At 62.9% G+C, this 23,170-nt stretch carries 32 protein-coding genes; 1 reads left to right on the forward strand and 31 read right to left on the reverse strand.

All coding sequences use genetic code 11. The features are described 5' to 3' along the window. Positions 1 to 579: 579 nt before the first annotated feature. Entirely contained in the window at positions 580 to 1,968 is a 1,389-nt protein-coding gene (locus tag ABR323_RS01285; RefSeq protein WP_135272443.1) for a class II 3-deoxy-7-phosphoheptulonate synthase, read from the reverse strand. Between the two features lie 218 nt (positions 1,969 to 2,186). On the opposite strand from ABR323_RS01285, the gene ABR323_RS01290 reads away from it, so the two are divergent. Next, positions 2,187 to 4,313: a TonB-dependent receptor gene (locus tag ABR323_RS01290; protein ID WP_439447932.1), complete on the forward strand. Its 2,127-nt coding sequence runs from the start codon at positions 2,187 to 2,189 to the stop codon at positions 4,311 to 4,313. Between the two features lie 70 nt (positions 4,314 to 4,383). Here the strand turns inward: ABR323_RS01290 and ABR323_RS01295 are convergent, their stop codons facing one another. The 30 genes from ABR323_RS01295 to fusA all read right to left on the reverse strand — a co-directional run bounded on the left by ABR323_RS01295 (position 4,384) and on the right by fusA (position 23,129). Continuing rightward, positions 4,384 to 4,890 (reverse strand): disulfide bond formation protein B, encoded by a 507-nt coding sequence (locus ABR323_RS01295; RefSeq protein ID WP_439447933.1) that lies wholly within the window; start codon positions 4,888 to 4,890, stop codon positions 4,384 to 4,386. A gap of 185 nt (positions 4,891 to 5,075) precedes the next feature. Continuing rightward, positions 5,076 to 5,459, reverse strand: a complete 384-nt coding sequence (gene rplQ, locus ABR323_RS01300; protein WP_005408217.1) for a 50S ribosomal protein L17 — start codon at positions 5,457 to 5,459, stop codon at positions 5,076 to 5,078. A 216-nt stretch (positions 5,460 to 5,675) separates the two neighbouring features. Beyond that, on the reverse strand, positions 5,676 to 6,674 hold the full coding sequence (locus ABR323_RS01305; RefSeq protein WP_135272440.1) for a DNA-directed RNA polymerase subunit alpha: 999 nt from the start codon (positions 6,672 to 6,674) through the stop codon (positions 5,676 to 5,678). 55 nt (positions 6,675 to 6,729) lie between these two features. Continuing rightward, positions 6,730 to 7,359: a 30S ribosomal protein S4 gene (gene rpsD, locus ABR323_RS01310; protein ID WP_025879319.1), complete on the reverse strand. Its 630-nt coding sequence runs from the start codon at positions 7,357 to 7,359 to the stop codon at positions 6,730 to 6,732. A 15-nt stretch (positions 7,360 to 7,374) separates the two neighbouring features. Then, entirely contained in the window at positions 7,375 to 7,764 is a 390-nt protein-coding gene (gene rpsK / locus ABR323_RS01315; RefSeq protein ID WP_004145443.1) for a 30S ribosomal protein S11, read from the reverse strand. Positions 7,765 to 7,775: 11 nt separating this feature from the next. After that, the gene (rpsM, locus tag ABR323_RS01320) at positions 7,776 to 8,132 is read right to left on the reverse strand and encodes a 30S ribosomal protein S13 (protein ID WP_004145437.1); all 357 of its coding nucleotides are present in this window, start codon (positions 8,130 to 8,132) and stop codon (positions 7,776 to 7,778) included. Between the two features lie 347 nt (positions 8,133 to 8,479). Beyond that, entirely contained in the window at positions 8,480 to 9,847 is a 1,368-nt protein-coding gene (gene secY / locus ABR323_RS01325) for a preprotein translocase subunit SecY (protein ID WP_135272438.1), read from the reverse strand. Positions 9,848 to 9,854: 7 nt separating this feature from the next. Then, entirely contained in the window at positions 9,855 to 10,298 is a 444-nt protein-coding gene (gene rplO, locus ABR323_RS01330) for a 50S ribosomal protein L15 (protein ID WP_004154498.1), read from the reverse strand. Positions 10,299 to 10,304: 6 nt separating this feature from the next. After that, positions 10,305 to 10,496, reverse strand: coding sequence for a 50S ribosomal protein L30 (gene rpmD / locus ABR323_RS01335; RefSeq protein WP_004145412.1), 192 nt, complete (start codon positions 10,494 to 10,496; stop codon positions 10,305 to 10,307). Beyond that, positions 10,489 to 11,031, reverse strand: a complete 543-nt coding sequence (gene rpsE / locus ABR323_RS01340; protein WP_004145411.1) for a 30S ribosomal protein S5 — start codon at positions 11,029 to 11,031, stop codon at positions 10,489 to 10,491. Before rpsE ends, rpmD begins: the two co-directional genes overlap by 8 nt. A 161-nt stretch (positions 11,032 to 11,192) precedes the next feature. Further along, entirely contained in the window at positions 11,193 to 11,552 is a 360-nt protein-coding gene (gene rplR / locus ABR323_RS01345) for a 50S ribosomal protein L18 (RefSeq protein ID WP_174238316.1), read from the reverse strand. A gap of 80 nt (positions 11,553 to 11,632) precedes the next feature. Then, a complete protein-coding gene (gene rplF / locus ABR323_RS01350) occupies positions 11,633 to 12,157 on the reverse strand; it encodes a 50S ribosomal protein L6 (protein ID WP_135272436.1) in 525 nt (174 codons plus the stop codon). A 17-nt stretch (positions 12,158 to 12,174) separates the two neighbouring features. Further along, positions 12,175 to 12,573: a 30S ribosomal protein S8 gene (gene rpsH / locus ABR323_RS01355; protein WP_004145387.1), complete on the reverse strand. Its 399-nt coding sequence runs from the start codon at positions 12,571 to 12,573 to the stop codon at positions 12,175 to 12,177. Between the two features lie 258 nt (positions 12,574 to 12,831). After that, entirely contained in the window at positions 12,832 to 13,137 is a 306-nt protein-coding gene (gene rpsN, locus ABR323_RS01360) for a 30S ribosomal protein S14 (protein ID WP_135272434.1), read from the reverse strand. A gap of 18 nt (positions 13,138 to 13,155) precedes the next feature. Beyond that, positions 13,156 to 13,698 carry a 50S ribosomal protein L5 gene (gene rplE, locus ABR323_RS01365; protein WP_049470496.1) on the reverse strand — a complete coding sequence of 181 codons (543 nt, stop codon included), beginning with the start codon at positions 13,696 to 13,698 and terminating at the stop codon, positions 13,156 to 13,158. A gap of 11 nt (positions 13,699 to 13,709) precedes the next feature. Further along, positions 13,710 to 14,027 carry a 50S ribosomal protein L24 gene (gene rplX / locus ABR323_RS01370; RefSeq protein ID WP_004145359.1) on the reverse strand — a complete coding sequence of 106 codons (318 nt, stop codon included), beginning with the start codon at positions 14,025 to 14,027 and terminating at the stop codon, positions 13,710 to 13,712. Between the two features lie 16 nt (positions 14,028 to 14,043). Next, on the reverse strand, positions 14,044 to 14,412 hold the full coding sequence (gene rplN / locus ABR323_RS01375) for a 50S ribosomal protein L14 (protein ID WP_004145357.1): 369 nt from the start codon (positions 14,410 to 14,412) through the stop codon (positions 14,044 to 14,046). Positions 14,413 to 14,424: 12 nt separating this feature from the next. Further along, on the reverse strand, positions 14,425 to 14,694 hold the full coding sequence (gene rpsQ / locus ABR323_RS01380) for a 30S ribosomal protein S17 (RefSeq protein WP_004145355.1): 270 nt from the start codon (positions 14,692 to 14,694) through the stop codon (positions 14,425 to 14,427). Between the two features lie 11 nt (positions 14,695 to 14,705). Then, on the reverse strand, positions 14,706 to 14,891 hold the full coding sequence (gene rpmC, locus ABR323_RS01385; protein ID WP_025879306.1) for a 50S ribosomal protein L29: 186 nt from the start codon (positions 14,889 to 14,891) through the stop codon (positions 14,706 to 14,708). Beyond that, positions 14,891 to 15,304, reverse strand: a complete 414-nt coding sequence (rplP, locus tag ABR323_RS01390; protein ID WP_004145352.1) for a 50S ribosomal protein L16 — start codon at positions 15,302 to 15,304, stop codon at positions 14,891 to 14,893. Before rplP ends, rpmC begins: the two co-directional genes overlap by 1 nt. Positions 15,305 to 15,309: 5 nt before the next feature. Then, complete coding sequence (gene rpsC / locus ABR323_RS01395; RefSeq protein ID WP_004145350.1) at positions 15,310 to 16,044, reverse strand: 30S ribosomal protein S3; 735 nt, start codon at positions 16,042 to 16,044, stop codon at positions 15,310 to 15,312. Between the two features lie 18 nt (positions 16,045 to 16,062). Beyond that, the gene (rplV, locus tag ABR323_RS01400) at positions 16,063 to 16,398 is read right to left on the reverse strand and encodes a 50S ribosomal protein L22 (RefSeq protein WP_004145348.1); all 336 of its coding nucleotides are present in this window, start codon (positions 16,396 to 16,398) and stop codon (positions 16,063 to 16,065) included. Positions 16,399 to 16,410: 12 nt separating this feature from the next. Then, the gene (rpsS, locus tag ABR323_RS01405; protein ID WP_004145340.1) at positions 16,411 to 16,680 is read right to left on the reverse strand and encodes a 30S ribosomal protein S19; all 270 of its coding nucleotides are present in this window, start codon (positions 16,678 to 16,680) and stop codon (positions 16,411 to 16,413) included. Between the two features lie 6 nt (positions 16,681 to 16,686). Continuing rightward, positions 16,687 to 17,514, reverse strand: coding sequence for a 50S ribosomal protein L2 (gene rplB, locus ABR323_RS01410; protein WP_004145339.1), 828 nt, complete (start codon positions 17,512 to 17,514; stop codon positions 16,687 to 16,689). Positions 17,515 to 17,524: 10 nt separating this feature from the next. Continuing rightward, positions 17,525 to 17,824: a 50S ribosomal protein L23 gene (rplW, locus tag ABR323_RS01415; RefSeq protein ID WP_004145338.1), complete on the reverse strand. Its 300-nt coding sequence runs from the start codon at positions 17,822 to 17,824 to the stop codon at positions 17,525 to 17,527. Next, positions 17,821 to 18,426, reverse strand: a complete 606-nt coding sequence (gene rplD, locus ABR323_RS01420) for a 50S ribosomal protein L4 (protein WP_004145337.1) — start codon at positions 18,424 to 18,426, stop codon at positions 17,821 to 17,823. Before rplD ends, rplW begins: the two co-directional genes overlap by 4 nt. Before the next feature lie 12 nt (positions 18,427 to 18,438). Beyond that, positions 18,439 to 19,089 carry a 50S ribosomal protein L3 gene (rplC, locus tag ABR323_RS01425; RefSeq protein ID WP_025879301.1) on the reverse strand — a complete coding sequence of 217 codons (651 nt, stop codon included), beginning with the start codon at positions 19,087 to 19,089 and terminating at the stop codon, positions 18,439 to 18,441. Positions 19,090 to 19,100: 11 nt separating this feature from the next. Next, on the reverse strand, positions 19,101 to 19,412 hold the full coding sequence (rpsJ, locus tag ABR323_RS01430) for a 30S ribosomal protein S10 (protein WP_010341589.1): 312 nt from the start codon (positions 19,410 to 19,412) through the stop codon (positions 19,101 to 19,103). 333 nt (positions 19,413 to 19,745) lie between these two features. Continuing rightward, positions 19,746 to 20,936: an elongation factor Tu gene (gene tuf / locus ABR323_RS01435; protein ID WP_439447934.1), complete on the reverse strand. Its 1,191-nt coding sequence runs from the start codon at positions 20,934 to 20,936 to the stop codon at positions 19,746 to 19,748. A gap of 51 nt (positions 20,937 to 20,987) precedes the next feature. Then, entirely contained in the window at positions 20,988 to 23,129 is a 2,142-nt protein-coding gene (gene fusA / locus ABR323_RS01440; protein ID WP_439447935.1) for an elongation factor G, read from the reverse strand. Positions 23,130 to 23,170: the final 41 nt, after the last annotated feature.

Consider the following 23,170-nt stretch of genomic DNA (forward strand, 5'->3'; position numbering starts at 1 on the left):
GCGCATGGCGCATGAGCGTCACGTCAGTCATTCGTAAGGAGGGTGTTGGTCGGCAGGGCTTGCAGCCCTGCACCTGCCAGAATCCGAAGCAACAGCAACAGCAGAAGCTGGCATTCCGTGGGATGGCGGGGTGGGTCCGGTTGCGGGAGACGCCGTAAACCCATCCATGGGGGCTTGGCCGCGGCATCCATGCCGCGGACACTCCCGCAACCGGACCCACCCCGCCTTCGACAGATTCCCGCGATCTGCAGTAGATCCACGCCATGCGTGGATGAATCTCCATCGGAATCGAATATTTCGAATTGGAATCCAAAAGCATCCACGCATGGCGTGGATCTACCGTGTCGACCAAGGTCGACACCTACCAACAGCCGCCGGAATCTGTCATAGGCGGGGCGGTGTCGGAGTGCGGGGTGTCAGCCGCATGGATGCGGCTGCCAAGCCTACATGGACGTACTTGCGGCGTCCCCGCACTCCGACACCGCCCCGCCATCCCACGGAATGCATGCTGTTGCCGTTGCTTCGGCCGTTGCCGTTGCGTCCGCAGGTGCAGGGCTGCAAGCCCTGCCGAAAAAACCTTTACCGCACTTGCTCCTGCTTGCGCACGATCGCCATCGCGATCTCCAGCGACTGTTCGTAATTCAACCGTGGGTCCACCGTCGAACGATACGCGCGCTCCAGATCACGCTCGGTCAGCTCGCGCGCGCCACCGGTGCATTCGGTTACATCCTCGCCGGTCAGCTCCAGGTGCACGCCACCCAGGCGCGTGCCTGCGGCCGCGTGCAGATCGAACGACATCTCCACTTCGCCACGCACGTTGTCGAAACGGCGCGTCTTGAAGCCATTGGCGGTGCTCTCGGTGTTGCCATGCATCGCATCGCACACCCACAGCACGCGACGACCATCGCGCTTGACCGCGTCCAGCAGCGGCGGCAGCTTCTGTGCAATCTGCGCTGCTCCCATGCGGTGGATGAAGCTCAGACGGCCCGGTTCGTCATGCGGGTTGAGCACGTCGATCAGGCGCAGCAGCTGGTCCGGGGTCACCGACGGGCCCACCTTGATCGCAATCGGATTGCGCACGCCACGCAGGTACTCCACGTGGGCGCCGTCAAGCGCTGCCGTGCGCATGCCAATCCACGGGTAGTGCGTGCTCAGGTTCAACCAGCCCTGCTGGCGCGGTACCTGGCGGGTCAGCGCCTGCTCGTACGGCAACAGCAGCGCTTCATGCGACGTGTAGAAATCGATGCGGTTGAGGTTGTGCACGCGGGCCCCGGCCAGGGTCTCCATGAAATGCACGGCATCGCCGATCGACGCCACCATCTTCTGGTAGTCGGCGGCCAACGGCGAATGGCTCACCCATTCCAGGTTCCAGTATTCGGGGTGGTGCAGGTCGGCGAAGCCGCCGTCGATCAGCGCACGCACGAAGTTCATGGTCATCGCCGAGTGCGCGTGGGCCTGCAGCATCCGCTTCGGATCCGGCAGCCGAGCCGCTGCGGTGAAGGCCGGCGCATTGATGACATCGCCGCGATAGCTGGGCAGGGTCACGCCGTCGCGGGTCTCGGTATCGGCCGAACGCGGCTTGGCGTACTGCCCGGCAAAGCGGCCGACGCGGATCACCGGCTGGCGCAGACCGTGCACCAGCACCAGGCTCATCTGCAGCAGCACCTTCAACCGGTTGGAGATGGTGCCCGACTCGCAGTCGCTGAAGTTCTCCGCACAGTCGCCGCCCTGCAGCAGGAAGCGCTTGCCCTCCTGGGCGTCGGCCAGCTGCTGCTTCAGTGCCAGGATCTCCCAGGAGGTCACCAGCGGCGGCAGCCGCTTGAGCTCGTGCAGGGCCGCGTCCAGCGCAACCGGATCGGGATAGGTGGGCATCTGCAGCGCGGTCTTGCCACGCCAGCTCTCCGGCGACCAGGCAGCGCCAGCGGCGGCGGCGGGATCGGGCACGGGCGGAACGGCGGACAGGCTCATTGCAGACTTCCGGGATGGGGGGCGGTCATGGTCGCAGAGCCAGCCGCTGGCGCAAAGGGCCGACCTGATCGGCCCGGCCGCCTGAACGGCAGGGAAAGGCCGACGCGAGCAGCCAGATCCAGCATGGTCAGTCGCTCAAGGCAGGCGCATGATCTGTTACGGAGTAACACTTCCACGTCATGGACCGGCCCCTTCCACGCCCCGCCATCACTCCCACCATGAAGCCCTCGCCCCTTGCTACCGGCATCACCTTCGCCCTGGCCCTGGCCAGCCTGCCCGCCTTCGCAGTCGCCGCCGACGACGCCGGGCCTGCGGTCAAGGACCTGGACACGGTCACGGTAAGCGCCCAGCTCGACCAGGCCCGCAACGCGCTGTCGCCGGACATCGGCAGCAGCCAGTACCAGATCACCGCCGAGGACATCCAGAAACAGCCACTGGGCGCCTCCGCGCCGCTGAGCCAGGTGCTGCTGCAGGCTCCCGGCGTCGTCCAGGATTCCTATGGCGGCGTGCACGTGCGCGGCGACCACGCCAACCTGCAGTACCGCGTCAACGGCGTGCTGCTGCCCGAATCAATCTCCGGCTTCGGCCAGACCCTGGATGCGCGCACCATCAAGAGCATCCGGCTGATGGACGGCGCGCTGCCGGCACAGTTCGGTGAGCGCACCGCCGCGGTGGTCGACATCACCACCCGCAGCGGCGCCGAGCTGGGCAACGGTGGCAGCGCCGGGCTTACCGCCGGCTCGTTCGGCAAGGTCAATCCGAACGCATCGTGGTGGGGCAACCAGGGCCGCTGGAGCTGGTTCCTGACCGGCAACTACGACCAGAACGAGGTGGGCCTGGAAAACCCGACCAACTCGCGCAGGCCGCTGCATGACGAGACCCACCAGGGCAAGGCGTTCGCCGACCTCACCTACCTGGTCAACGAAAACACCCGGCTGAGCGTGTTCGCCGGCTTTGCCAACAATCGCTTCCAGATCCCGGTCAATCCCGGCCAGACGCCCCAGTTCGGCTACCTGGACACCACTGCTTTCGATTCCAGCCAGCTGGATGAGACCCAGCGCGAGACCACCCGCTTCGGCATGCTGGTGCTGCAGGGCACGCTGGGCAGCACCGCCTACCAAGTCTCCACCGGGCAGCGCTACAGCGATGCGGCGTTCAACCCGGACGTGGTGGGTGACCTGGTGTTCAGTGGCGTTGCTTCGCAGGTGAAGCGCAGCAACCGCGCCAACACCCTGCAGGCGGACTTCTCCACCCCGCTGGGCAACGACCACACGCTGCGCTATGGCCTGTATGGCAACTACGAGAACGCGCAGGCCAACAACAACAGCTGGGTGTTCCCGGTCAATGACGCCGGGCAGCAGTCCAGCACCACGCCGCTGCTGATTCCTGACCGCAGCGCCTTCCATGCCAGCACGCTGGCGCTGTATGTGCAGGATGAATGGAAGATCGGCGACGACTGGACCGTCAACTACGGCCTGCGTGGCGACCGCTACCGCGCCTTCGGCCGCACCGAGGGCCAGCTCAGCCCGCGCGTGGGTGTGGTCTGGAACGCCAGCGACAGCACCACCGTGCACGCCGGCTACTCGCGCTATTTCACACCTCCCGCCAGTGAGCTGATCGCCAGCAGCGACATCGCCCTCTATGACGGCACCACCAACCAGCAGCCCAGCGGCGGCAACAACACGCCGCTGGCCGAGCGCAGTGACTACTACGACATCGGCGTCTCGCAGCAACTCGGTGAGCACCTGACCCTGGGGCTGGATGCCTATGACCGTCGCGTATCGCGCCTGCAGGACGAAGGCCAGTTCGGCGCCGCCTACATCTACTCGACGTTCAACTACCGGCGTGGCCATATCCGCGGGCTGGAATTCAGCGCCGACTACAGCGACGGCCCGTTCAGCGCCTACGTCAACGCCGCCCTGAACAAAGCCATCGGTACCGACGTCATCACCAGCCAGTACAACCTCGACCCGGAAGCGCTGGCCTATGTGGCCGACCACTGGATCCACCTGGACCACGACCAGAAGCTGACCTCGTCAGGCGGATTCAGCTATGCGTTTGCCGGCCATAACCGCATCGGTGCCAACTACGTGTTCGGCAGCGGACTGCGTTCGGATATCGAGGGCGTGCCCAACGGCGGCGCGCTGCCGTCCTACCTGCAGGTGAATCTCAGCGCCGGACATGACTTCAACGCCGACAGCGGCCATCCGCTGCATGTGCAGTTGGCGGTGCTCAACGCGCTGGACCGCAGCTATCAGCTGCGCGATGGCGGCGGTGTCGGCGTCTTCGCCCCGCAGTGGGGGCCGCGCCGTGGCGCTTACCTGAGCCTGCAGCAGGACTTCTGAGGTAGTGCCGGCCAGCGGCCGGCACCACCGGAACCCAGTAGAGCCACGCCATGCGTGGCTGCAGACTGGATCAGCGCTTCACCTTGCGCAACGACGCCACCAGCGCCCACAGCGCCAGCAGCACGAACCACACACCCGACCACATCGGCATGGTCAGGCCCAGGAAGGTCCAGTCGATGTTGCCGCAGTTGCCGGTACCGGTCAGCACCGTGCGGAACACTTCCAGCGGCCCCATGGTCTCGCTCAGGAAGCTCAACGGCGGACCGCAGGTTGCCCCCATCTCCGGCGGCAGCATCTGCACGTAGACATGGCGACCGGCGATGCCGACACCCACCGCCGCGGCAATGAAGGCCAGCACCCCATAGGTCGCGCGGCCTGCCCGGTTGGACGGCCCGTGCAGCGCACCGATCAGGAACAGCAGGCCCAGCGCGGCGAACGCCAGCCGCTGGAAGATGCACAACGGACACGGCTCCAGGCCCATCTTCAGCTGCAGGAAGATCGCGTAGCCAAGCAGGCCCGCGCAGATCAGGAAGCCCAGGAAGAACTGGGCGCGGAAGGGCCAGCGCAGTGGATTCATCGGGAACGCTCGAACGGATCAGGCGCCAAGCGTAACCGAGAGTGCGCGCCATTCGAACCGCTGCAGGCGACGCCTGTCGGAACGGTGTGGGTCAGAGCCCTTTCCTGCGGAAAGGGATCCGACCCCGGAAACGCAAAAACCCGGCAGATGCCGGGCTTTCGCTGTGTCGCGTTGAAGCAGTCCGATTACTCGGCCACTTCCTCGGCCACGACCGGACGGTCAACCAGCTCGACGTAGGCCATCGGCGCGTTGTCGCCGGCGCGGAAGCCGCACTTCAGCAGGCGCAGGTAGCCGCCCGGACGGTTCGCGTAGCGCGGGCCCAGGATGGTGAACAGGTTGCCCACGGCTTCGTTGTCGCGCAGACGGGCGAAGGCCAGACGGCGGTTGGCGACGGAGTCGACCTTGGCCAGGGTGATCAGCGGCTCGGCAACGCGGCGCAGTTCCTTGGCCTTCGGCAGGGTGGTCTTGATCAGCTCGTGCTTGAACAGCGACGCGGCCATGTTCTTGAACATCGCTTCGCGGTGGGCGCTGGTGCGGCTGAACTTACGGCCAGACTTCTGGTGACGCATGGTGATATTCCTTGGTTAATGATGAGGCTGTGTGGATCGTTGTCGCCATCCTGGCGTTGCTGCGCGGACTGCGGTTGGTCCTGGTCACCCGTCCTGGACGACCTGCCCCGCGAACCTTCGTTCGTCGTGGCACTTTGTAGCGTCGAGCCATGCTCGGCTTTTACAACCGGTTGAAGGCCCCACCGCGAACGGTGGAGCCTTCAGGCATTACCGATATCAGCCCAGCATGCCGTGGCTGGCGACACCGGCCGGCGGCCAGTTCTCCAGCTTCATGCCGAGGGACAGGCCGCGCTGAGCCAGCACTTCCTTGATCTCGGTGAGCGACTTCTTGCCCAGGTTCGGGGTCTTCAGCAGCTCCACTTCGGTCTTCTGGATCAGATCGCCGATGTAGTAGATGCTTTCAGCCTTCAGGCAGTTGGCCGAACGCACGGTCAGCTCCAGATCGTCGATCGGGCGCAGCAGCACCGGATCCACGCCGTTGTTGGCCGGCTTCGCCGCACCGCGGTCGCGGTGGGTGAAGTCACCGAACACCGACAGCTGATCGCTGAGGATGTCGGCAGCGGTACGCACTGCTTCTTCGGCATCGATGGTGCCGTTGGTCTCGATATCGATGACCAGCTTGTCCAGGTCGGTACGCTGTTCGACGCGGGCCGCTTCCACGGCATAGGCGACGCGGCGGACCGGCGAGAACGAGGCATCCAGGACCAGACGGCCGATGGCACGGGTTTCTTCGTCCGGACGACGACGCGCGGCAGCCGGCTGGTAGCCGAAACCACGTTCGATCTTCAGACGCATGTTGACTGCCGTGTCCTTGGTCAGGTGGCAGATCACGTGTTCGCCGTTCAGGATTTCCACATTGTGGTCAACCTTGATATCGGCAGCGGTGACAACGCCCGGGCCCTGCTTGGACAGGGACAGGGTGGCGCTGTCGCCGGAGTGCATACGGATGGCCACGTCCTTCAGGTTCAGCAGGACTTCCAGCACGTCCTCCTGCAGACCTTCGACCGTGGTGTACTCATGCAACACGCCGTCGATTTCGACTTCCGTGATGGCGAAGCCCGGGATGGACGACAGCAGCACGCGACGCAGGGCATTGCCCAGCGTATGCCCGTAACCCCGCTCCAAAGGTTCGATAACGACCTTTGCACGGGTGTCGGTAATGCGTTCGATCTGCGGACCGCGAGGACGCAGAACCTGGTTGGCGGTAACCGTCATGTTGCGGGTTCTCCTAGTGAACCCCCGGCCGTCGCCGGGGGCTCTCCAATGTGAATTACTTCGAATACAGCTCGACGATCAGCGCTTCGTTGATGTCCGCAGGCAGATCCGAACGATCCGGAACAGCCTTGAAGATGCCGGAGAACTTGCCGGAATCCACTTCAACCCACGACGGGCTCAGGTCATGCTGGGCGGCGACGGTCAGGGCTTCCTGGACGCGCAGCTGCTTGGCAGCCTTTTCGGACAGGGCGATGGCGTCGCCAGCCTTGACCTGGTACGAAGCCAGGTTGACCGACTTGCCATTCACGGTGACGCCGCGGTGCGACACCAGCTGACGGGCAGCCGGACGGGTCACGGCGAAGCCCATGCGGTAGACGACGTTGTCCAGGCGGGTTTCCAGCAGCTGCAGCAGGTTCTCGCCGGTGTTGCCCTTCTTGGTCGAGGCCTTCTTGTAGTAGTTGCGGAACTGACGCTCCAGCAGGCCGTAGATACGCTTGACCTTCTGCTTTTCACGCAGCTGGGTGGCGTAGTCGGACAGCTTGCCCTTGCGGGCAGTGGCGCCGTGCTGGCCGGGCTTCTGCTCCAGCTTGCACTTGGAGTCCAGCGCACGCGCCGGGCTCTTCAGGGACAGGTCGGCGCCTTCGCGACGGGCGAGCTTACAGGTAGGACCGATATAACGAGCCATTTCTTATCGCTCCCTTTAGACGCGACGCTTCTTCGGCGGACGGCACCCGTTGTGCGGGATAGGCGTCACGTCGATGATGTTGGTGATCTTGTAGCCGACGTTGTTCAACGAACGCACGGCCGACTCACGGCCCGGACCCGGGCCCTTGATGCGGACTTCCAGCGACTTCACGCCGTAGTCCAGCGCAGCACGACCGGCCTTTTCGGCAGCCACCTGGGCTGCGAACGGGGTCGACTTGCGCGAACCGCGGAAGCCAGCGCCACCGGAGGTCGCCCACGACAGAGCATTGCCCTGGCGGTCGGTGATGGTCACGATGGTGTTGTTGAACGAAGCGTGGACGTGGGCAACGCCGTCGGTGACGACGCGCTTGATCTTCTTCTTGGTCTTAGCAGCAGGCTTAGCCATTTATAGGTCCCTTACTTCCTGATCGCCTTGCGCGGGCCCTTGCGGGTGCGGGCGTTGGTACGGGTGCGCTGGCCACGCAGCGGCAGGCCGCGGCGGTGACGCAGGCCGCGGTAGCAGCCCAGGTCCATCAGGCGCTTGATCGCGATGCCGATTTCACGGCGCAGATCGCCTTCCACGATGTACTTGCCGACTTCGGCGCGCAGGCGCTCGATTTCCGGCTCCGACAGATCGCGGATCTTGGTGGTCGAAGCAACGCCTGCAACTTCGCAGACCTTCTTCGAACGGGTACGGCCGATGCCGTAAATGCTTTGCAACCCGACCCAGACGTGCTTCTGGGCTGGCAGGTTGACGCCTGCAATACGCGCCATGACGCGGTTCTCCAGCTGAGTGATGGCCGACAGCGCGCCTCGGGCACGCCAATCCGGCAGGATGGATCAAAAAAGTGAACTAGCGATACTAACAAGGTTCCGGTTTACATGGAAGCCCGTGAAACCATTGGTTTCATGAACCCGGCCTGGGGAGTGTGCCCAGGCTCCGGCGCCGGATGGGGTTGGACCTGGGGGTTTCCCCCGGACCGCCCGCGCTACTCCAGCGCGGGACCACCTCATCACACCCCCACCCGGAACCGCTGCGGGGGCCGCCCTTCGTTTGTGTGGCCGGAGTCCGCGAAGCGGAGGGACCATCACGTCAGGAAGACGAAAGTATAACAGGCCAATCAGCCGCGGGCAAAGCCGCCGCGGTTGCCGCCCTTCAGGTTGGCCTTCTTCAGCAGGCTCTCGTACTGGTGCGACATCAGGTGCGCCTGCACCTGGGCGATGAAGTCCATCACCACCACCACCACGATCAACAGCGAAGTACCGCCGAAGTAGAACGAGGCGTTCAACTGCGTGCGCATCAGTTCCGGCAGCAGGCAGACGATCACCAGGTAGGCCGAGCCGGCCGCGGTCAGGCGGGTCAGCACGCCATCGATGTAATCCGCCGTGGCCTTGCCCGGACGGATACCCGGAATCAGTGCACCCGACTTCTTCAGGTTGTCGGCGGTTTCCTGCGAGTTGAACACCAGCGCGGTATAGAAGAACGCGAAACCGGTGATCAGCCCAGCGAACACGATCATGTGCAGCGGCTCACCCGGCCCAAGGGCGTTGGCAACCTTCTGCAGGATCTGGCCGGTGCTGCTCTGGTTCGCCGCCTGGCCGGACCACATCGCCAGGGTGGCCGGGAAGGCCAGCAGGCTCGAAGCGAAGATCGCCGGGATGACGCCGGCCATGTTGAGCTTCAGCGGCAGGAACGAGGTCTGGTTCATGTACGCGTTGCGACCGCCCTGGCGGCGCGCGTAGTTCACCGTGATCCGGCGCTGGCCACGCTCGACGAACACCACGAAGAAGGTGAAGGCGAGCACGACGATGGCGATCAGCAGCAGCTGGATGAACTGGATGTTGCCGTCGCGGTAGGCGTCGAAGGTGTGGATGATCGCACCCGGCAGGCCGGCCACGATACCGGCGAAGATGATCAACGACACGCCGTTGCCGATGCCGCGCTCGGTGACCTGCTCACCGACCCACATCAGGAACATGGTGCCGGCGGTCAGTGCAACCACGGCGGTGAGCACGAAGCCCATGCCCGGCATGTACACGACCGGGGCGCCCGTCGGCGAGACCTGGCCCTGCAGGGCCAGCGCGATCGAGCCGCCCTGCACCACTGCCAGCAGCACGGCGCCGATGCGCGAATACTGGGTGATCTTGCGGCGACCGGACTCACCTTCCTTCTGCATCGCCTTCAGGGCGGGGAAGATGTGCACGGCCAGCTGCATCACGATCGATGCCGAGATATACGGCATCACGTTCAGCGCGAAGATGCTGAAACGGTGCAGGGCGCCGCCCGAGAACATGTTGAACATGTCCACGATGCCGCCGCCCTGCTGTTGCATCATGGCAAGCATGGCATCGGGATTGACGCCCGGCACCGGCACATAGCAGCCGATGCGATAGACGATCAAAGCCCCGACGACGAACAGCAAACGTTGGCGAAGTTCAGTGAACTTGCCCATTCCGCCCGCGAGGTTACCGATGCCAGCTTGCGCCATGATTTTCTTACTCCGTTACGCTGCCGCCGGCAGCTTCGATCGCAGCCTTGGCACCGGCCGTAGCAGCGATACCCTTCAGGGTGAACGCCTTGGTCACTTCGCCCTTGACGACGACCTTGGCCTTCTTTGCAGTGCTCGGGACCAGCTTGGCAGCACGCAGGGCGGCGAAGTCGATCTCACCGGCCGGCAGCTTGTCCAGCGCGTACAGCAGCACTTCAGCGGTGTCCTTGGCGATCGGCGAACGGAAGCCGATCTTCGGCAGACGACGCTGCATGGGGGTCTGGCCGCCTTCGAAGCCAGCCTTGATCTTGCCGCCACCCTTACGGGCGAACGAACCCTTGTGGCCGCGGCCGGCAGTCTTGCCCAGGCCCGAGCCGATACCGCGACCGACGCGGGTGCGCTCGGTGCGGGCGCCCGGTGCCGGGCTCAGTTCATTGAGACGCAGAGTCATGATCGATTACTCCTCAACCTTGACGAGGTAGTGAACAGTGTTGATCAGGCCGCGAACCTGCGGGCTGTCCTTCAGTTCACGCACATCGTTGAGCTTATTCAGACCCAGGGCACGCACCGACAGGCGGTGACGCGACTGAGCACCACGCAGGCCACGCACCAGGCGCACCTTCACAGTCTTGTTGGACTCATTAGCCATGGTTGAGTTCCTCCACCTTCTTGCCGCGCTTGGCCGCGATGCGAGCCGGCGACTGCGCAGCAGACAGGCCCTTCACGGTGGCACGCACCAGGTTGATCGGGTTGCGCGAACCGGTGGCCTTGGCCAGCACGTTCTTCACGCCAACCGCTTCCAGCACGGCGCGCATGGCACCGCCGGCGATGACGCCGGTACCTTCGGAAGCCGGCTGCATGAACACGCGGGCTGCGCCGTGACCATCCTTGATGGTGTGCCACAGGGTGCCGTTGTTCAGGTCAACGCTGACCAGGTTCTTGCGAGCCTGTTCCATCGACTTCTGGATGGCGACCGGCACTTCACGCGCCTTGCCATAACCGAAACCGACCTTGCCTTCGCCGTCGCCGACCACGGTCAGGGCGGTGAAGGTGAACTGACGGCCACCCTTGACGGTCTTGCTGACGCGATTGACCGCGACCAGCTTTTCGATCATGCCGTCGTCGACTTTCTCTTCGCGGTTACGGTCGCGATCGCGACCCCGCTGCTGACGTTCTTCTGCCATTTTGATTCCTTGGTTGTTTGGGTATGTACGGCTCGAGGCCGCTTATGGTTGTGGAATGGCGCGTTGATCCGGTGAGCCGCTGCAGAAGAGCGGCGCCGTCCAGCCTCACTCAGGCTGGCGAGCAGGCAGGCAGGGGACCTGACGTCCCCTGCCCTTATCCCTTAGAACTGCAGGCCGGCTTCGCGGGCGGCTTCTGCCAGGGCCTTGATGCGGCCGTGGTAGCGGTAGCCCGAACGATCGAAGGCAACCTTCTCGACGCCGGCGGCCTTGGCACGCTCGGCGACGATGCGGCCAACCTTGGCAGCGGCGTCGGCGTTCTTGCCGTTCTTCAGGCCATCCTTGATGTCGGCCTGAGTGGTGTTGGCAGCAGCCAGCACCTTGGAACCGTCGGCGGTGAAGACCTGGGCGTACAGGTGCTGGCCGGTGCGCAGCACCGACAGGCGGGCGACACCGAGCTCACGGATGTGGGCGCGGGTCGACTTGGCGCGACGCAGGCGGGCGATGTTCTTGTTCATTTTGATTATTCCTTGAAAGCTGAAGGAAGAGCTTTTCCCTGAGGAGTCCGCAAAAGAATGTGCGGGCTCTTGCGAGGGACTCGCGCTTATGCCTTCTTGGCTTCCTTACGGATGATGACTTCGTCGGAGTACTTCACGCCCTTGCCCTTGTACGGTTCCGGCTTGCGGAACGCACGGATCTTGGCGGCGGCTTCACCAACGGCCTGCTTGTCAGCACCCTGTACCAGGATTTCGGTCTGGGTCGGGGTGGTGATGGTGATGCCTTCCGGCGCCACGAACACGATCGGGTGCGAGTAACCCAGCGCCAGGCTGAGGTCCTTGCCCTGCATCGCGGCACGGTAACCCACGCCGACCAGCTCGAGCTTGCGCTCAAAACCTTCGGAGACACCCTTGACCATGTTGGACAGGATGGCGCGGACGGTACCGGTCAGCGGGATCAGGTCCACGTTGTCGGTGCTCAGGGTGGCAACGCCGTTCTCGACATTGATGTTGATACCAGCCGGCTTGGCCAGCGACAGGGTGCCCTTCGGGCCCTTGGCGGTGACGTTGTCGCTCTGGACGTTCAGTTCAACCTTACCCAGGTCGATCGGCTTTTTGGCTACACGGGACATGGTCTACTCCTTTCGCCTTAGGCCACGAAGCACAGGACTTCGCCGCCGACGCCCAGCTGGCGCGCCTGCGCATCAGTCATGATGCCCTTGGAGGTGGAAATGATGGAGATACCCAGGCCGTTCATGACCTTCGGCAGCTCGCTCTTGCCGCGGTACTGGCGCAGGCCCGAACGCGAGAAGCGCTTCAGGGTCGCGATGACCGGCTTGCCTTCGAAATACTTCAGCACGATTTCCAGCTCGGACTTGTTGTTCTCGAGCGCGGTAACGCGCAGGTCGGTGATGTAACCCTCGTCCTTCAGGACCTGGGCGATCGCAACCTTGATCTTGGACGACGGGGCTTTCACCGTCTGCTTGCCAACCGCGGCCGCATTCTTGATGCGGACCAGCAGGTCGGCGATGGGATCAGTCATGCTCATATGAGTACCTTTGAGTGCACCGATATCCGCTTTCGCGAAAATCTGTTGTCTCCTGGAAACGGGCCAGGTCCCTTCATGCAGTGAGCCGGAAGCCCACTCTACTTCCCCGTTTGCACAGAGCAAGACGCGGGAGTATACGCCAAAAGAGCCCGACTTGCGTCGGGCTCTTCGGGTTTTTTCGCAGAGGGAAAGCTGAACGCCTGCCCTCCCCGGTTCAGGAGCCCCCGAGGGGACCCCTGATCGCAGGACCGGCTGGGATTACCAGCTGGCCTTGCGCAGGCCCGGAACGTCACCACGCATGGTGGCTTCGCGCAGCTTGTTACGACCCAGGCCGAACTTGCTGTACACGCCACGCGGGCGGCCAGACAGTTCGCAACGGCTGCGATGGCGGCTCGGCGACGAATCGCGCGGCAGCTTCGACAGCTTGGTGGAGGCCTCGATCTTCTCTTCGTAGGTCGCGTCCGGCGAGGACACGATCTTCTTCAGAGCAGCACGCTTGACAGCGTACTTTTCAGCCAGCTTCTTCCGCTTGATGTCGCGGTTGACCATGGAGGTCTTTGCCATTTCGGTTTCCTCGACGGATCAGTTACGGAACGGGAACTTGAACGCTGCCAGCAGCGCCTTCGCTTCCGCGTCGGTCTTCGCAGTGGTGGTGATGGCGATATCCATGCCGCGGATCGCGTCGACAGCGTCGAAGTCGATTTCCGGGAAGATGATCTGTTCCTTCACACCCATGTTGAAGTTGCCGCGACCGTCGAAGGAACGACCGGAAACACCACGGAAGTCGCGCACGCGCGGCAGCGAGATGTTGATCAGGCGATCCAGGAACTCGTACATCTTGTGGCGACGCAGCGTGGTCTTGCAGCCGATCGGCCAACCATCACGGATCTTGAACGACGCAACCGAGATACGCGACTTGGTGACAACCGGCTTCTGGCCGGAAATCTTGGTCATGTCGCCGACGGCGTTTTCCAGGATCTTCTTGTTGGTGGCCGCTTCGCCGACACCCATGTTCAGGGTGACCTTGACCAGCTTCGGCACTTCCATCGAATTGGTGTAGCCGAACTGCTTCATCAGCGCCGGCACCACTTCTTCCTTGTAAAACTTTTCGAGACGGGAAGTCATCTTCACATTCCTCAGGCGTCGAGCGCCTCACCGCTGGAGCGGAACACACGCAGTTTGCGTCCATCCTCCAGCACCTTGAAGCCAACGCGTTCGCCCTTGCCCGAAGCCGGGTTCAGCACATTCACGTTGGAGATATGGATCGACGCTTCACGCTCGACCACGCCGCCGGCAACACCTGCCTGCGGGTTCGGCTTGGTGTGGCGCTTGACGATGTTCACGTTGGCGACGACCACACGGTCGCCGTCGACGCGGACGATTTCGCCCTGCTTGCCCTTGTCCTTGCCGGCGTTGACGACAACCTGGTCGCCCTTCTTGATACGGTTAGCCATGATTATCTCCTGTCGCTCACAGCACTTCGGGAGCGAGCGAGACGATCTTCATGAACTTCTCCGAACGAAGTTCACGCGTCACCGGCCCGAAAATACGGGTGCCGATCGGCTCCTGCTTGCTGTTCAGCAGAACGGCAGCATTGCCGTCGAAGCGGATCAGCGAGCCATCGGCGCGACGCACACCCTTGCGGGTACGCACCACGACGGCGTCATACACTTCACCCTTCTTGACCTTGCCGCGCGGAATCGCATCCTTCACGGTGACCTTGATGATGTCGCCGATACCGGCGTAACGGCGCTTGGAACCACCCAGCACCTTGAAGCACATCACCTGCTTGGCACCCGAATTGTCCGCGACGTCAAGGTAGCTCTGCATCTGGATCATGATTCAGACTCCTTATTCAGCCGCACGCGTGATGACTTCCACCACGCGCCAGTTCTTGGTCTTGGACATCGGAGCAATCTCGGTCACGCGGACGACATCGCCTTCCTTGCAGGCGTTGTCGGCATCGTGGGCGTGCAGCTTGGTCGAGCGCTTGATGTACTTGCCGTACAGCGCGTGCTTGACCTGACGCTCAACCAGGACGGTAACCGTCTTGTCCATCTTATTGCTGACGACACGGCCTTCGACCGTGCGCAGCGCCTTGTTTTCAGTATTGTCGCTCATAGCGGCCATCCTTACTTCGTGCTGCCGAGCAGGGTCTTGACGCGAGCAATCTCGCGACGGACCCGGCGGATGTCGTGTGTCTTCGGCAGCTGGCCGGTGACCTGCTGCATACGGACAGAGAACTGTTCCTTACGCAGGTCGATCAGGTGGGCCTTGAGGTCGTCAGCCGACTTTTCACGGAGAGTTTTGATATCCATCAGCGCACCGTCCGGGTCACGAAAGTGGTGGTGACCGAGAGCTTGGCGGCGGCCAGGCGGAACGCCTCGCGTGCCACGTCTTCGGTAACACCCTCGATTTCATAGATCATGCGGCCGGGCTGGATCTGGGCCACCCAGTATTCCACGTTGCCCTTACCCGAACCCATTCGAACTTCGATGGGCTTCTTGGTGATGGGCTTGTCGGGGAACACGCGGATCCACATCTTGCCGCCGCGCTTCACGTAGCGGCTGATCGAGCGGCGGGCCGCTTCGATCTGACGCGCGGTCAGCTGACCGTGGGCGGTTGCCTTCAGGCCGTATTCGCCGAAGCTGACAGCGTTGGCGCTCCAGCTCAGGCCTTCGTTACGGCCCTTGTGTACCTTGCGGTACTTGGTTCGCTTGGGTTGCAACATTGTCGTTACCTCGCTTCACGGGCCGGGCGCTGACGGTCACCACGGTCGCCGCGATCGTGACGATCGTTGCGCGACGGGGTGTCGTCCTGCTTTTCCTGGCCAACCTGGGAGAAATCGAAGACTTCGCCCTTGTAGATCCAGACCTTGATGCCGATGATGCCGTAGGTCGTCTTGGCTTCAGCGAAGCCATAGTCGATGTCGGCACGCAGGGTGTGCAGCGGCACGCGGCCTTCGCGGTACCACTCCGAACGGGCGATTTCTGCACCGTTGAGGCGGCCACCGACGTTGACCTTGATGCCCAGGGCACCCAGGCGCATCGCATTGCCGACCGAGCGCTTCATTGCACGGCGGAACATGATGCGACGCTCCAGCTGCTGCGCGATCGATTCGGCAACCAGCTGTGCGTCCAGCTCCGGCTTGCGCACTTCGGTGACGTTGATGTGCGCCGGAACGCCCATCATCTCGCTCACTTCCTTGCGCAGCTTCTCGATGTCCTCACCGCGCTTGCCGATCACCACGCCCGGGCGGGCGGTGTGGATCGTCACGCGAGCGGTCTTTGCCGGACGCTCGATCAGGATCTTGCTGATGCCGGCCTGCGCAAGCTTCTTGCGCAGCATTTCCCGCACCTTCAGGTCGGCCGCCAGGTAACCAGCGAACTCGGCCTTGTTGGCGTACCACTTGGAGTTCCAGTCCTTGGAAATACCCAGGCGGATACCAATCGGATGAACTTTATGACCCATGGTCTTTTCCTTATCCGCTTACTTGGCGGCGCCCACAACCACAGTGATGTGGCTGGTGCGCTTGAGGATGCGGGTACCGCGGCCTTTCGCCCGCGCCATGAAACGCTTCAGGGTCGGACCTTCATCAACCATGATGGTCTGAACCTTCAGCTCGTCGACGTCGGCGCCCTGGTTGTTCTCGGCATTTGCAATAGCCGACTCCACCACCTTCTTGATCAGGTGGGCAGCCTTCTTGTCCGAGAACTTCAGCAGGTTGACGGCACGCTCGGCCGGCAGACCGCGCACCTGGTCAGCGACCAGACGTGCCTTCTGCGGGGAGATGCGCGCGGTGCGCAGGATGGCTTTCGCTTCCATTGTCATCTCTCCTTACTTGCCCGACTTCTTGTCACCACCGTGACCCTTGAAGGTCCGGGTGATGGCAAATTCGCCGAGCTTGTGGCCGACCATGTTCTCGTTGACGAGAACCGGGATGTGATTCTTGCCGTTATGCACGGCAATGGTGACGCCTACCATGTCAGGCAGGATCATCGAACGACGCGACCAGGTCTTGATCGGACGCTTGCTACCCGCAGCGGCAGCCACCTTAGCAACCAGGTGGTGATCGACAAACGGGCCCTTCTTGAGTGAACGTGCCATGGTCGATTAGCCCCTACGATCGCGGACGATGAACTGCTGAGTGCGCTTGTTATGGCGCGTCTTGTAGCCCTTGGTCGGGACACCCCACGGGGTGACCGGATGCGGGTTACCCTGGCCGGCCTTCGCCTCACCACCACCGTGCGGGTGGTCAACCGGGTTCATGGCTGCACCACGAACGGTCGGACGGACGCCACGCCAGCGCTTGGCACCGGCCTTGCCCAGCTTTTCCAAGCTGTGCTCGTCGTTGCCGACTTCGCCGATGGTTGCGCAGCACTCGACCGGAACCTTGCGCATTTCACCCGAGCGCAGGCGCAGGGTGGCGTAGATGCCTTCACGAGCGACCAGCTGCACGGCAGCACCCGCAGCGCGAGCGATCTGAGCGCCCTTGCCCGGCTTCAGCTCGATGCAGTGGATGGTGGTACCCACCGGGATGTTGCGCAGCGGCAGGGTGTTGCCCGCCTTGATCGGGGCATCCGAACCAGCGATCACCTGATCGCCCGCCTTCAGACCCTTCGGGGCGATGATGTAGCGACGCTCACCGTCGACGTAGCACAGCAGAGCAATATGGGCGGTGCGGTTCGGATCGTATTCGATGCGTTCCACGCGCGCCGGGATGCCCAGCTTGTTGCGCTTGAAGTCGATGATGCGGTAGTGCTGCTTGGCACCACCACCGACGTGACGCACGGTGATGCGGCCATGGTGGTTACGACCACCCGAGCGGCTCTGCGACTCGACCAGTGCGGCGTGCGGAGCACCCTTGTGCAGGTCGGGAGTAACCACGCGCACGGCCGAACGACGGCCGGGGGAAGTGGGCTTGAATTTCATCAATGGCATGGGATGTACCTCAGGCCTTGGCCGTTACATCGATCGACTGGCCGTCGGCCAGGCGAACGTACGCCTTGCGCCAATCGCCGCGGCGGCCAGCACGGTTACGGAAGGACTTGTTCTTGCCCTTGACGTTGACCACGTTGACGGCTTCGACCTTGACGTCGAACAGCTGCTCAACCGCGGCCTTTACATCGGCCTTGGTGGCTTCGTTCGAAACTTCGAAGACATACTGGTTGGAGAGTTCCTGCAGGCGCGCGGTCTTTTCGGAGACACGCGGGGCACGCAGCACGCTGAAGATTTTTTCGTTGCTGTTCATGCCAGCCACTCCTCGACCTTCTTGACCGCGTCAGCGGTGATGACGACCGTGTCGGCACCGACCAGCGACACCGGATCCAGGCCCTGGACGTCACGCACCTGCACGTACGGCAGATTGCGGGCGGACAGGTACAGGTGCTCGGAGGCTTCTTCAGTGACGATCAGCGGGCGCTTGCCCACTTCCAGGCCGGCCAGCTTGGCGATCAGACCCTTCGTGTTGGTCACTTCGACATCGAAGGACTCCACGATGGTCAGACGGCCCTGACGGTTCAGCTCGGACAGGATCGCGCACATGGCGGCACGGTACTGCTTACGATTGACCTTCTGCTCGAAGCTGCGCGGCTTTGCCGCGAAGGTGACACCGCCGCCGACGAAGATCGGAGCCGTCAGTGCGCCATGACGCGCGCCGCCGCCCTTCTGCTTCTTCGACTTCTTGGTGGTACCAGCCACTTCGGAGCGAGTCTTCTGTGCCTTGGTGCCGGCGCGACCGGCGTTGCGGTAAGCAACGACGACCTGGTGGACCAGATCTTCGCTGAAATCGCGACCGAACACGGCGTCGGAGACCGAGACCTTGTTGTTGCTACCCGTGATAACGAGTTCCATCGTCATCTCTCCTTATGCCTTGCTCGCCGGACGGACGATCACATCGCCACCCGCCGCGCCCGGAACGGCGCCGCGAACCGCGATCAGACCGCGCTCCACGTCGACCTTGACCACTTCCAGGTTCTGGGTGCTCTGCTGCACCGCGCCCATGTGGCCCGACATCTTCTTGCCCGGGAAAACGCGACCCGGGGTCTGGCGCTGACCCAGTGAACCCGGCGCGCGATGCGACAGCGAGTTACCGTGGGTTGCATCGCCCATACGGAAGTTGTAGCGCTTGATGGTGCCCTGGAAACCCTTACCCTTGGTGACACCCTGGACGTCGACGATCTGGCCGACTTCGAAGATGTCCGCCTTGACTTCGCCGCCAACGGCGAAATCGCCGAGCTGCGCGTCTTCAACGCGGAATTCCCACAGGCCACGACCCGCTTCCACCTTCGCCTTGGCGAAGTGGCCGGCTTCCGGCTTGTTGACCAGGGCAGCGCGACGGGCGCCGACGGTCACCTGCACGGCGCTGTAGCCGTCGGTTTCGACGGTCTTGATCTGCGCGATGCGGTTCGGGGTTGCTTCGATCAGGGTCACCGGGATGGAACGGCCATCTTCAGTGAACACGCGGCTCATGCCAGCCTTGCGGCCCACGAAGCCCAACGAATACTTCTTCGTCATGGTCGTAGTCCTCAGGTCAGCTTGATCTGAACGTCGACGCCGGCAGCCAGTTCGAGCTTCATCAGCGCGTCCACGGTCTTGTCATTCGGGTCAACGATATCGAGCACGCGCTTGTGCGTGCGGGTCTCGTACTGGTCACGCGCGTCCTTGTCGACGTGCGGGGAGACGAGAATGGTATAACGCTCGATCTTGGTCGGCAGCGGGATCGGGCCACGCACTTGCGCGCCGGTCCGCTTAGCCGTTTCAACGATCTCGCTGGCCGAACGATCGATCAAACGATGATCGAACGCTTTCAGCCGGATCCGGATCTTTTGGTCCGCCATAGCGGTAGGTTCCTTCGTTAAAAGAGCGACAGACAAAGCCTCTGGGTTGCTTTGTCCCATGAAATCCTTGAATGCAGACGACCCGCACTCCGGCAGGCCGACAAGGTCAATCCGTAGACCCCAAAAGCACAGGCAGACCCATGAAACCGGCCTGCCCAGACGGAGAAGTATAATGGCACGCAAGGCAGCTGTCAACAGTCTCCTGTTGACGCCGCCTGAATGGCATTGACCCTTCCTGGTCCGGGGAACACAAGGCACATCCTGTGCCTACTTTCCCGTTTGATACGCCCCGATGCCCTACCCAGGCAACATCGGGGCGCAGAGTCTAACAGATTATTCGATGATCTTCGAGACCACGCCGGCGCCGACGGTACGGCCGCCTTCGCGGATGGCGAAGCGCAGGCCTTCGTCCATTGCCACCGGGTTGATCAGGGTAACGACCATCTTGACGTTGTCACCCGGCATCACCATCTCGACGCCTTCCGGCAGCTGGGCTGCACCGGTGATGTCGGTGGTACGGAAGTAGAACTGCGGACGGTAGCCGTTGAAGAACGGGGTGTGACGGCCGCCCTCATCCTTCGACAGCACGTACACTTCGCCTTCGAACTTGGTGTGCGGCTTGATCGAACCCGGCTTGGCCAGGACCTGGCCACGCTCGACGTCGTCACGCTTGGTGCCGCGCAGCAGCAGGCCAGCGTTGTCGCCTGCCTGACCCTGGTCCAGCAGCTTGCGGAACATTTCAACGCCGGTCACGGTGGTCTTCTGCACCGGACGGATACCGACGATTTCGATTTCGTCGCCGACCTTGATGATGCCGCGCTCGATACGACCGGTCACCACGGTGCCGCGGCCCGAGATCGAGAACACGTCTTCCACCGGCATCAGGAACGGCCTGTCGATCGCACGCTCCGGCTCCGGGATCCAGGTGTCCAGCGCCTCGACCAGCTTCAGGATGGCCGGCACGCCGATCTCGCTCTGGTCGCCTTCCAGCGCCAGACGGGCCGAACCCGCGATGATCGGGGTGTCGTCACCCGGGAAGTCGTACTTGCTCAGCAGCTCACGGAGCTCCATCTCGACCAGCTCGAGCAGCTCGGCGTCGTCAACCATGTCGGCCTTGTTCATGAACACGACGATGTACGGCACGCCGACCTGACGCGACAGCAGGATGTGCTCGCGGGTCTGCGGCATCGGGCCGTCAGCGGCCGAGCAGACCAGGATCGCGCCGTCCATCTGGGCAGCACCGGTGATCATGTTCTTGACGTAGTCAGCATGGCCCGGGCAGTCAACGTGGGCGTAGTGACGCTTCTCGGATTCGTATTCGACGTGCGCGGTCGAGATCGTGATGCCACGTGCCTTTTCTTCCGGCGCGGCGTCGATCGAGGAGTAGTCCTTGAACTCGCCACCGAAGCGCTCGGCACCGATCTTGGTCAGTGCAGCGGTCAGCGTGGTCTTGCCGTGATCGACGTGACCGATGGTGCCGACATTGACGTGCGGCTTGGTGCGCTCGAACTTACCCTTTGCCATTGTTGTATACCTTGATTTTGTAAGTGGTTTTCAGGAGAGGCTGAGCGAGGCTCAGCCCTTCTTCATGACGGCTTCGGCGATGTTGTTCGGCGCCGGCTCGTAGTGATCGAATTCCATGGTGAAGGTGGCGCGGCCCTGGGTCTGCGAACGCAGCGCAGTGGCGTAACCGAACATTTCACCCAGCGGGATCATCGCGTTGATGATGCTGGCCGAACCGTCACCCGTGGTGTCGGAACCCTGCAACACGCCGCGACGACGGCTCACGTCGCCCATCACGTCACCCTGGTAATCCTCCGGGGTCACGATCTCGACCTTCATGATCGGCTCCAGCAGTACCGGCTTGGCCTTGGCGAAGCCCTGCTTGAAGGCCATCGACGAAGCGAGCTTGAACGCCATTTCCGAGGAGTCGACGTCGTGGTACGAACCGAACACCAGCTTGACCTTGACGTCCACCACCGGGAAGCCAGCCAGCGGACCGCTGGTGATGGTTTCGCGCAGGCCCTTTTCGATCGAAGGAATGAACTCCTTCGGAATCACGCCGCCGGTGATGTCATTGACGAACAGGAAGTCGTCCTTGATGTTGGCCGACAGCTTGGCATCCGCACGGTCGGCAGCGGTCAGCGGCGACAGTTCGATCACGACGTGACCGTACTGACCCTTACCACCGGACTGCTTGGCGTGCTTGTAGTCCGACTTGACGTCGGCCAGGGTGATGGTTTCGCGGTAGGCCACCTGCGGCGCGCCGACGTTGGCTTCAACGTTGAACTCGCGCTTCAGGCGGTCGACGATGATGTCCAGGTGCAGCTCACCCATGCCCGAGATGATGGTCTGGCCGGATTCTTCGTCGGTCTTGACGCGGAACGACGGATCTTCCTGCGCCAGACGACCCAGGGCCAGACCCATCTTTTCCTGGTCCGACTTGGTCTTCGGTTCGACGGCCATCGAGATCACCGGCTCCGGGAACGTCATGCGCTCCAGGATGATCGGCTTGTCGACCGAGCACAGGGTGTCACCGGTGGTGGTGTCCTTCAGACCCACGGCAGCTGCGATGTCACCGGCCAGAACTTCCTTGATTTCCTCGCGGTTGTTCGAGTGCATCTGCAGGATGCGGCCGATGCGCTCCTTCTTGCCCTTCACCGAGTTCAGGACGGTGTCGCCACCGTTCAGGGTGCCCGAGTAGACGCGGAAGAAGGTCAGCGCGCCGACGAACGGGTCGGTGATGATCTTGAAGGCCAGCGACGAGAACGGAGCCTTGTCGTCGGACTTGCGGGTCATGGCGATGTTTTCATCGTCCACGTCGGTACCGGTCACGTCCGGCACGTCGACCGGCGACGGCAGCAGCTGGATCACGCCGTCGAGCATGGCCTGCACGCCCTTGTTCTTGAACGCCGAGCCGCAGTACATCGGCACGATCTCGGTGGCCAGGGTACGGGTACGCAGCGCGTTGATGATTTCAGCCTCGGCCAGCTCTTCGCCGCCCAGGTACTTTTCCATCAGCTCTTCGTTGGCTTCGGCCGCGGCTTCGATCATGAAGGTACGGGCTTCTTCAGCCTTTTCCTGCAGGTCGGCCGGGATCTCGCCGTATTCGAACTTCATGCCCTGCGAGGCTTCATCCCAATGGATGGCCTTCATCTTCAGCAGGTCGACGACACCCTTGAAGCCTTCTTCAGCGCCGATCGGCAGCTGCATCGGCACGGCGACAGCGCCGAGCTTGGCCTTCAGCTGGTCGCGGACCTTGTAGAAGTTGGCACCGGTGCGGTCCATCTTGTTGACGAACGCAATGCGCGGCACCTTGTAACGGTTGGCCTGGCGCCACACGGTTTCCGACTGCGGCTGCACGCCACCGACGGCACACAGCACGAACACCGCACCGTCGAGCACGCGCAGCGAGCGTTCGACTTCGATGGTGAAGTCAACGTGCCCGGGGGTGTCGATGATGTTGAAACGGTGCTCCGGCAGCGACTTGTCCATGCCCTTCCAGAACGCGGTGGTCGCAGCGGACTGGATCGTGATGCCACGCTCCTGCTCCTGCTCCATCCAGTCCATGGTGGCGGCGCCGTCGTGCACTTCACCGATCTTGTGGCTCTTGCCGGTGTAGAACAGGATGCGCTCGGACGTGGTGGTCTTGCCGGCATCGATGTGGGCCATGATGCCGAAGTTACGGTAACGCTCGATAGGAGTGGAACGGGCCACGGGGAGCCTCTCAGATTTCTTGGATTTCGGATGGCCGAACG

Source organism: Stenotrophomonas sp. ATs4 (assembly GCF_051861585.1).
Taxonomy (GTDB): Bacteria; Pseudomonadota; Gammaproteobacteria; order Xanthomonadales; family Xanthomonadaceae; genus Stenotrophomonas; species Stenotrophomonas maltophilia_AS.

Coding starts and splice junctions, on each gene's coding strand:
- ABR323_RS01285 (WP_135272443.1), bottom strand. CDS start 1,968: ATGAGCCTGTCCGCCGTTCCGCCCGTGCCCGATCCCGCCGCCGCCGCT.
- rplV (WP_004145348.1), bottom strand. CDS start 16,398: ATGGAAGCGAAAGCCATCCTGCGCACCGCGCGCATCTCCCCGCAGAAG.
- rpsH (WP_004145387.1), bottom strand. CDS start 12,573: ATGAGCATGACTGATCCCATCGCCGACCTGCTGGTCCGCATCAAGAAT.
- rplB (WP_004145339.1), bottom strand. CDS start 17,514: ATGCCATTGATGAAATTCAAGCCCACTTCCCCCGGCCGTCGTTCGGCC.
- secY (WP_135272438.1), bottom strand. CDS start 9,847: ATGGCGCAAGCTGGCATCGGTAACCTCGCGGGCGGAATGGGCAAGTTC.
- rplP (WP_004145352.1), bottom strand. CDS start 15,304: ATGTTGCAACCCAAGCGAACCAAGTACCGCAAGGTACACAAGGGCCGT.
- rpsJ (WP_010341589.1), bottom strand. CDS start 19,412: ATGGCGGACCAAAAGATCCGGATCCGGCTGAAAGCGTTCGATCATCGT.
- ABR323_RS01290 (WP_439447932.1), top strand. CDS start 2,187: ATGAAGCCCTCGCCCCTTGCTACCGGCATCACCTTCGCCCTGGCCCTG.
- rplC (WP_025879301.1), bottom strand. CDS start 19,089: ATGACGAAGAAGTATTCGTTGGGCTTCGTGGGCCGCAAGGCTGGCATG.
- rpsN (WP_135272434.1), bottom strand. CDS start 13,137: ATGGCAAAGACCTCCATGGTCAACCGCGACATCAAGCGGAAGAAGCTG.
- rpsQ (WP_004145355.1), bottom strand. CDS start 14,694: ATGAGCGACAATACTGAAAACAAGGCGCTGCGCACGGTCGAAGGCCGT.
- rpsM (WP_004145437.1), bottom strand. CDS start 8,132: ATGGCGCGTATTGCAGGCGTCAACCTGCCAGCCCAGAAGCACGTCTGG.
- rpsD (WP_025879319.1), bottom strand. CDS start 7,359: ATGGCTCGTTATATCGGTCCTACCTGTAAGCTCGCCCGTCGCGAAGGC.
- rplO (WP_004154498.1), bottom strand. CDS start 10,298: ATGACTCTGCGTCTCAATGAACTGAGCCCGGCACCGGGCGCCCGCACC.
- rplQ (WP_005408217.1), bottom strand. CDS start 5,459: ATGCGTCACCAGAAGTCTGGCCGTAAGTTCAGCCGCACCAGCGCCCAC.
- rpsS (WP_004145340.1), bottom strand. CDS start 16,680: ATGGCACGTTCACTCAAGAAGGGCCCGTTTGTCGATCACCACCTGGTT.
- rplD (WP_004145337.1), bottom strand. CDS start 18,426: ATGGAACTCGTTATCACGGGTAGCAACAACAAGGTCTCGGTCTCCGAC.
- rplX (WP_004145359.1), bottom strand. CDS start 14,027: ATGGCTAACCGTATCAAGAAGGGCGACCAGGTTGTCGTCAACGCCGGC.
- rpsE (WP_004145411.1), bottom strand. CDS start 11,031: ATGGCAGAAGAACGTCAGCAGCGGGGTCGCGATCGCGACCGTAACCGC.
- tuf (WP_439447934.1), bottom strand. CDS start 20,936: ATGGCAAAGGGTAAGTTCGAGCGCACCAAGCCGCACGTCAATGTCGGC.
- rpmD (WP_004145412.1), bottom strand. CDS start 10,496: ATGGCTAATGAGTCCAACAAGACTGTGAAGGTGCGCCTGGTGCGTGGC.
- ABR323_RS01295 (WP_439447933.1), bottom strand. CDS start 4,890: ATGAATCCACTGCGCTGGCCCTTCCGCGCCCAGTTCTTCCTGGGCTTC.
- rpsK (WP_004145443.1), bottom strand. CDS start 7,764: ATGGCTAAGCCTGCTGCTAAGACCAAGAAGAAGATCAAGCGCGTCGTC.
- rpmC (WP_025879306.1), bottom strand. CDS start 14,891: ATGGATATCAAAACTCTCCGTGAAAAGTCGGCTGACGACCTCAAGGCC.
- ABR323_RS01305 (WP_135272440.1), bottom strand. CDS start 6,674: ATGACGGTTACCGCCAACCAGGTTCTGCGTCCTCGCGGTCCGCAGATC.
- rpsC (WP_004145350.1), bottom strand. CDS start 16,044: ATGGGTCATAAAGTTCATCCGATTGGTATCCGCCTGGGTATTTCCAAG.
- rplE (WP_049470496.1), bottom strand. CDS start 13,698: ATGACTTCCCGTCTCGAAAAGTTTTACAAGGAAGAAGTGGTGCCGGCG.
- rplF (WP_135272436.1), bottom strand. CDS start 12,157: ATGTCCCGTGTAGCCAAAAAGCCGATCGACCTGGGTAAGGTTGAACTG.
- rplN (WP_004145357.1), bottom strand. CDS start 14,412: ATGATCCAGATGCAGAGCTACCTTGACGTCGCGGACAATTCGGGTGCC.
- rplW (WP_004145338.1), bottom strand. CDS start 17,824: ATGAACAGCAACGAAAAAATCTTCAGCGTGCTGCGTGCCCCGCGTGTC.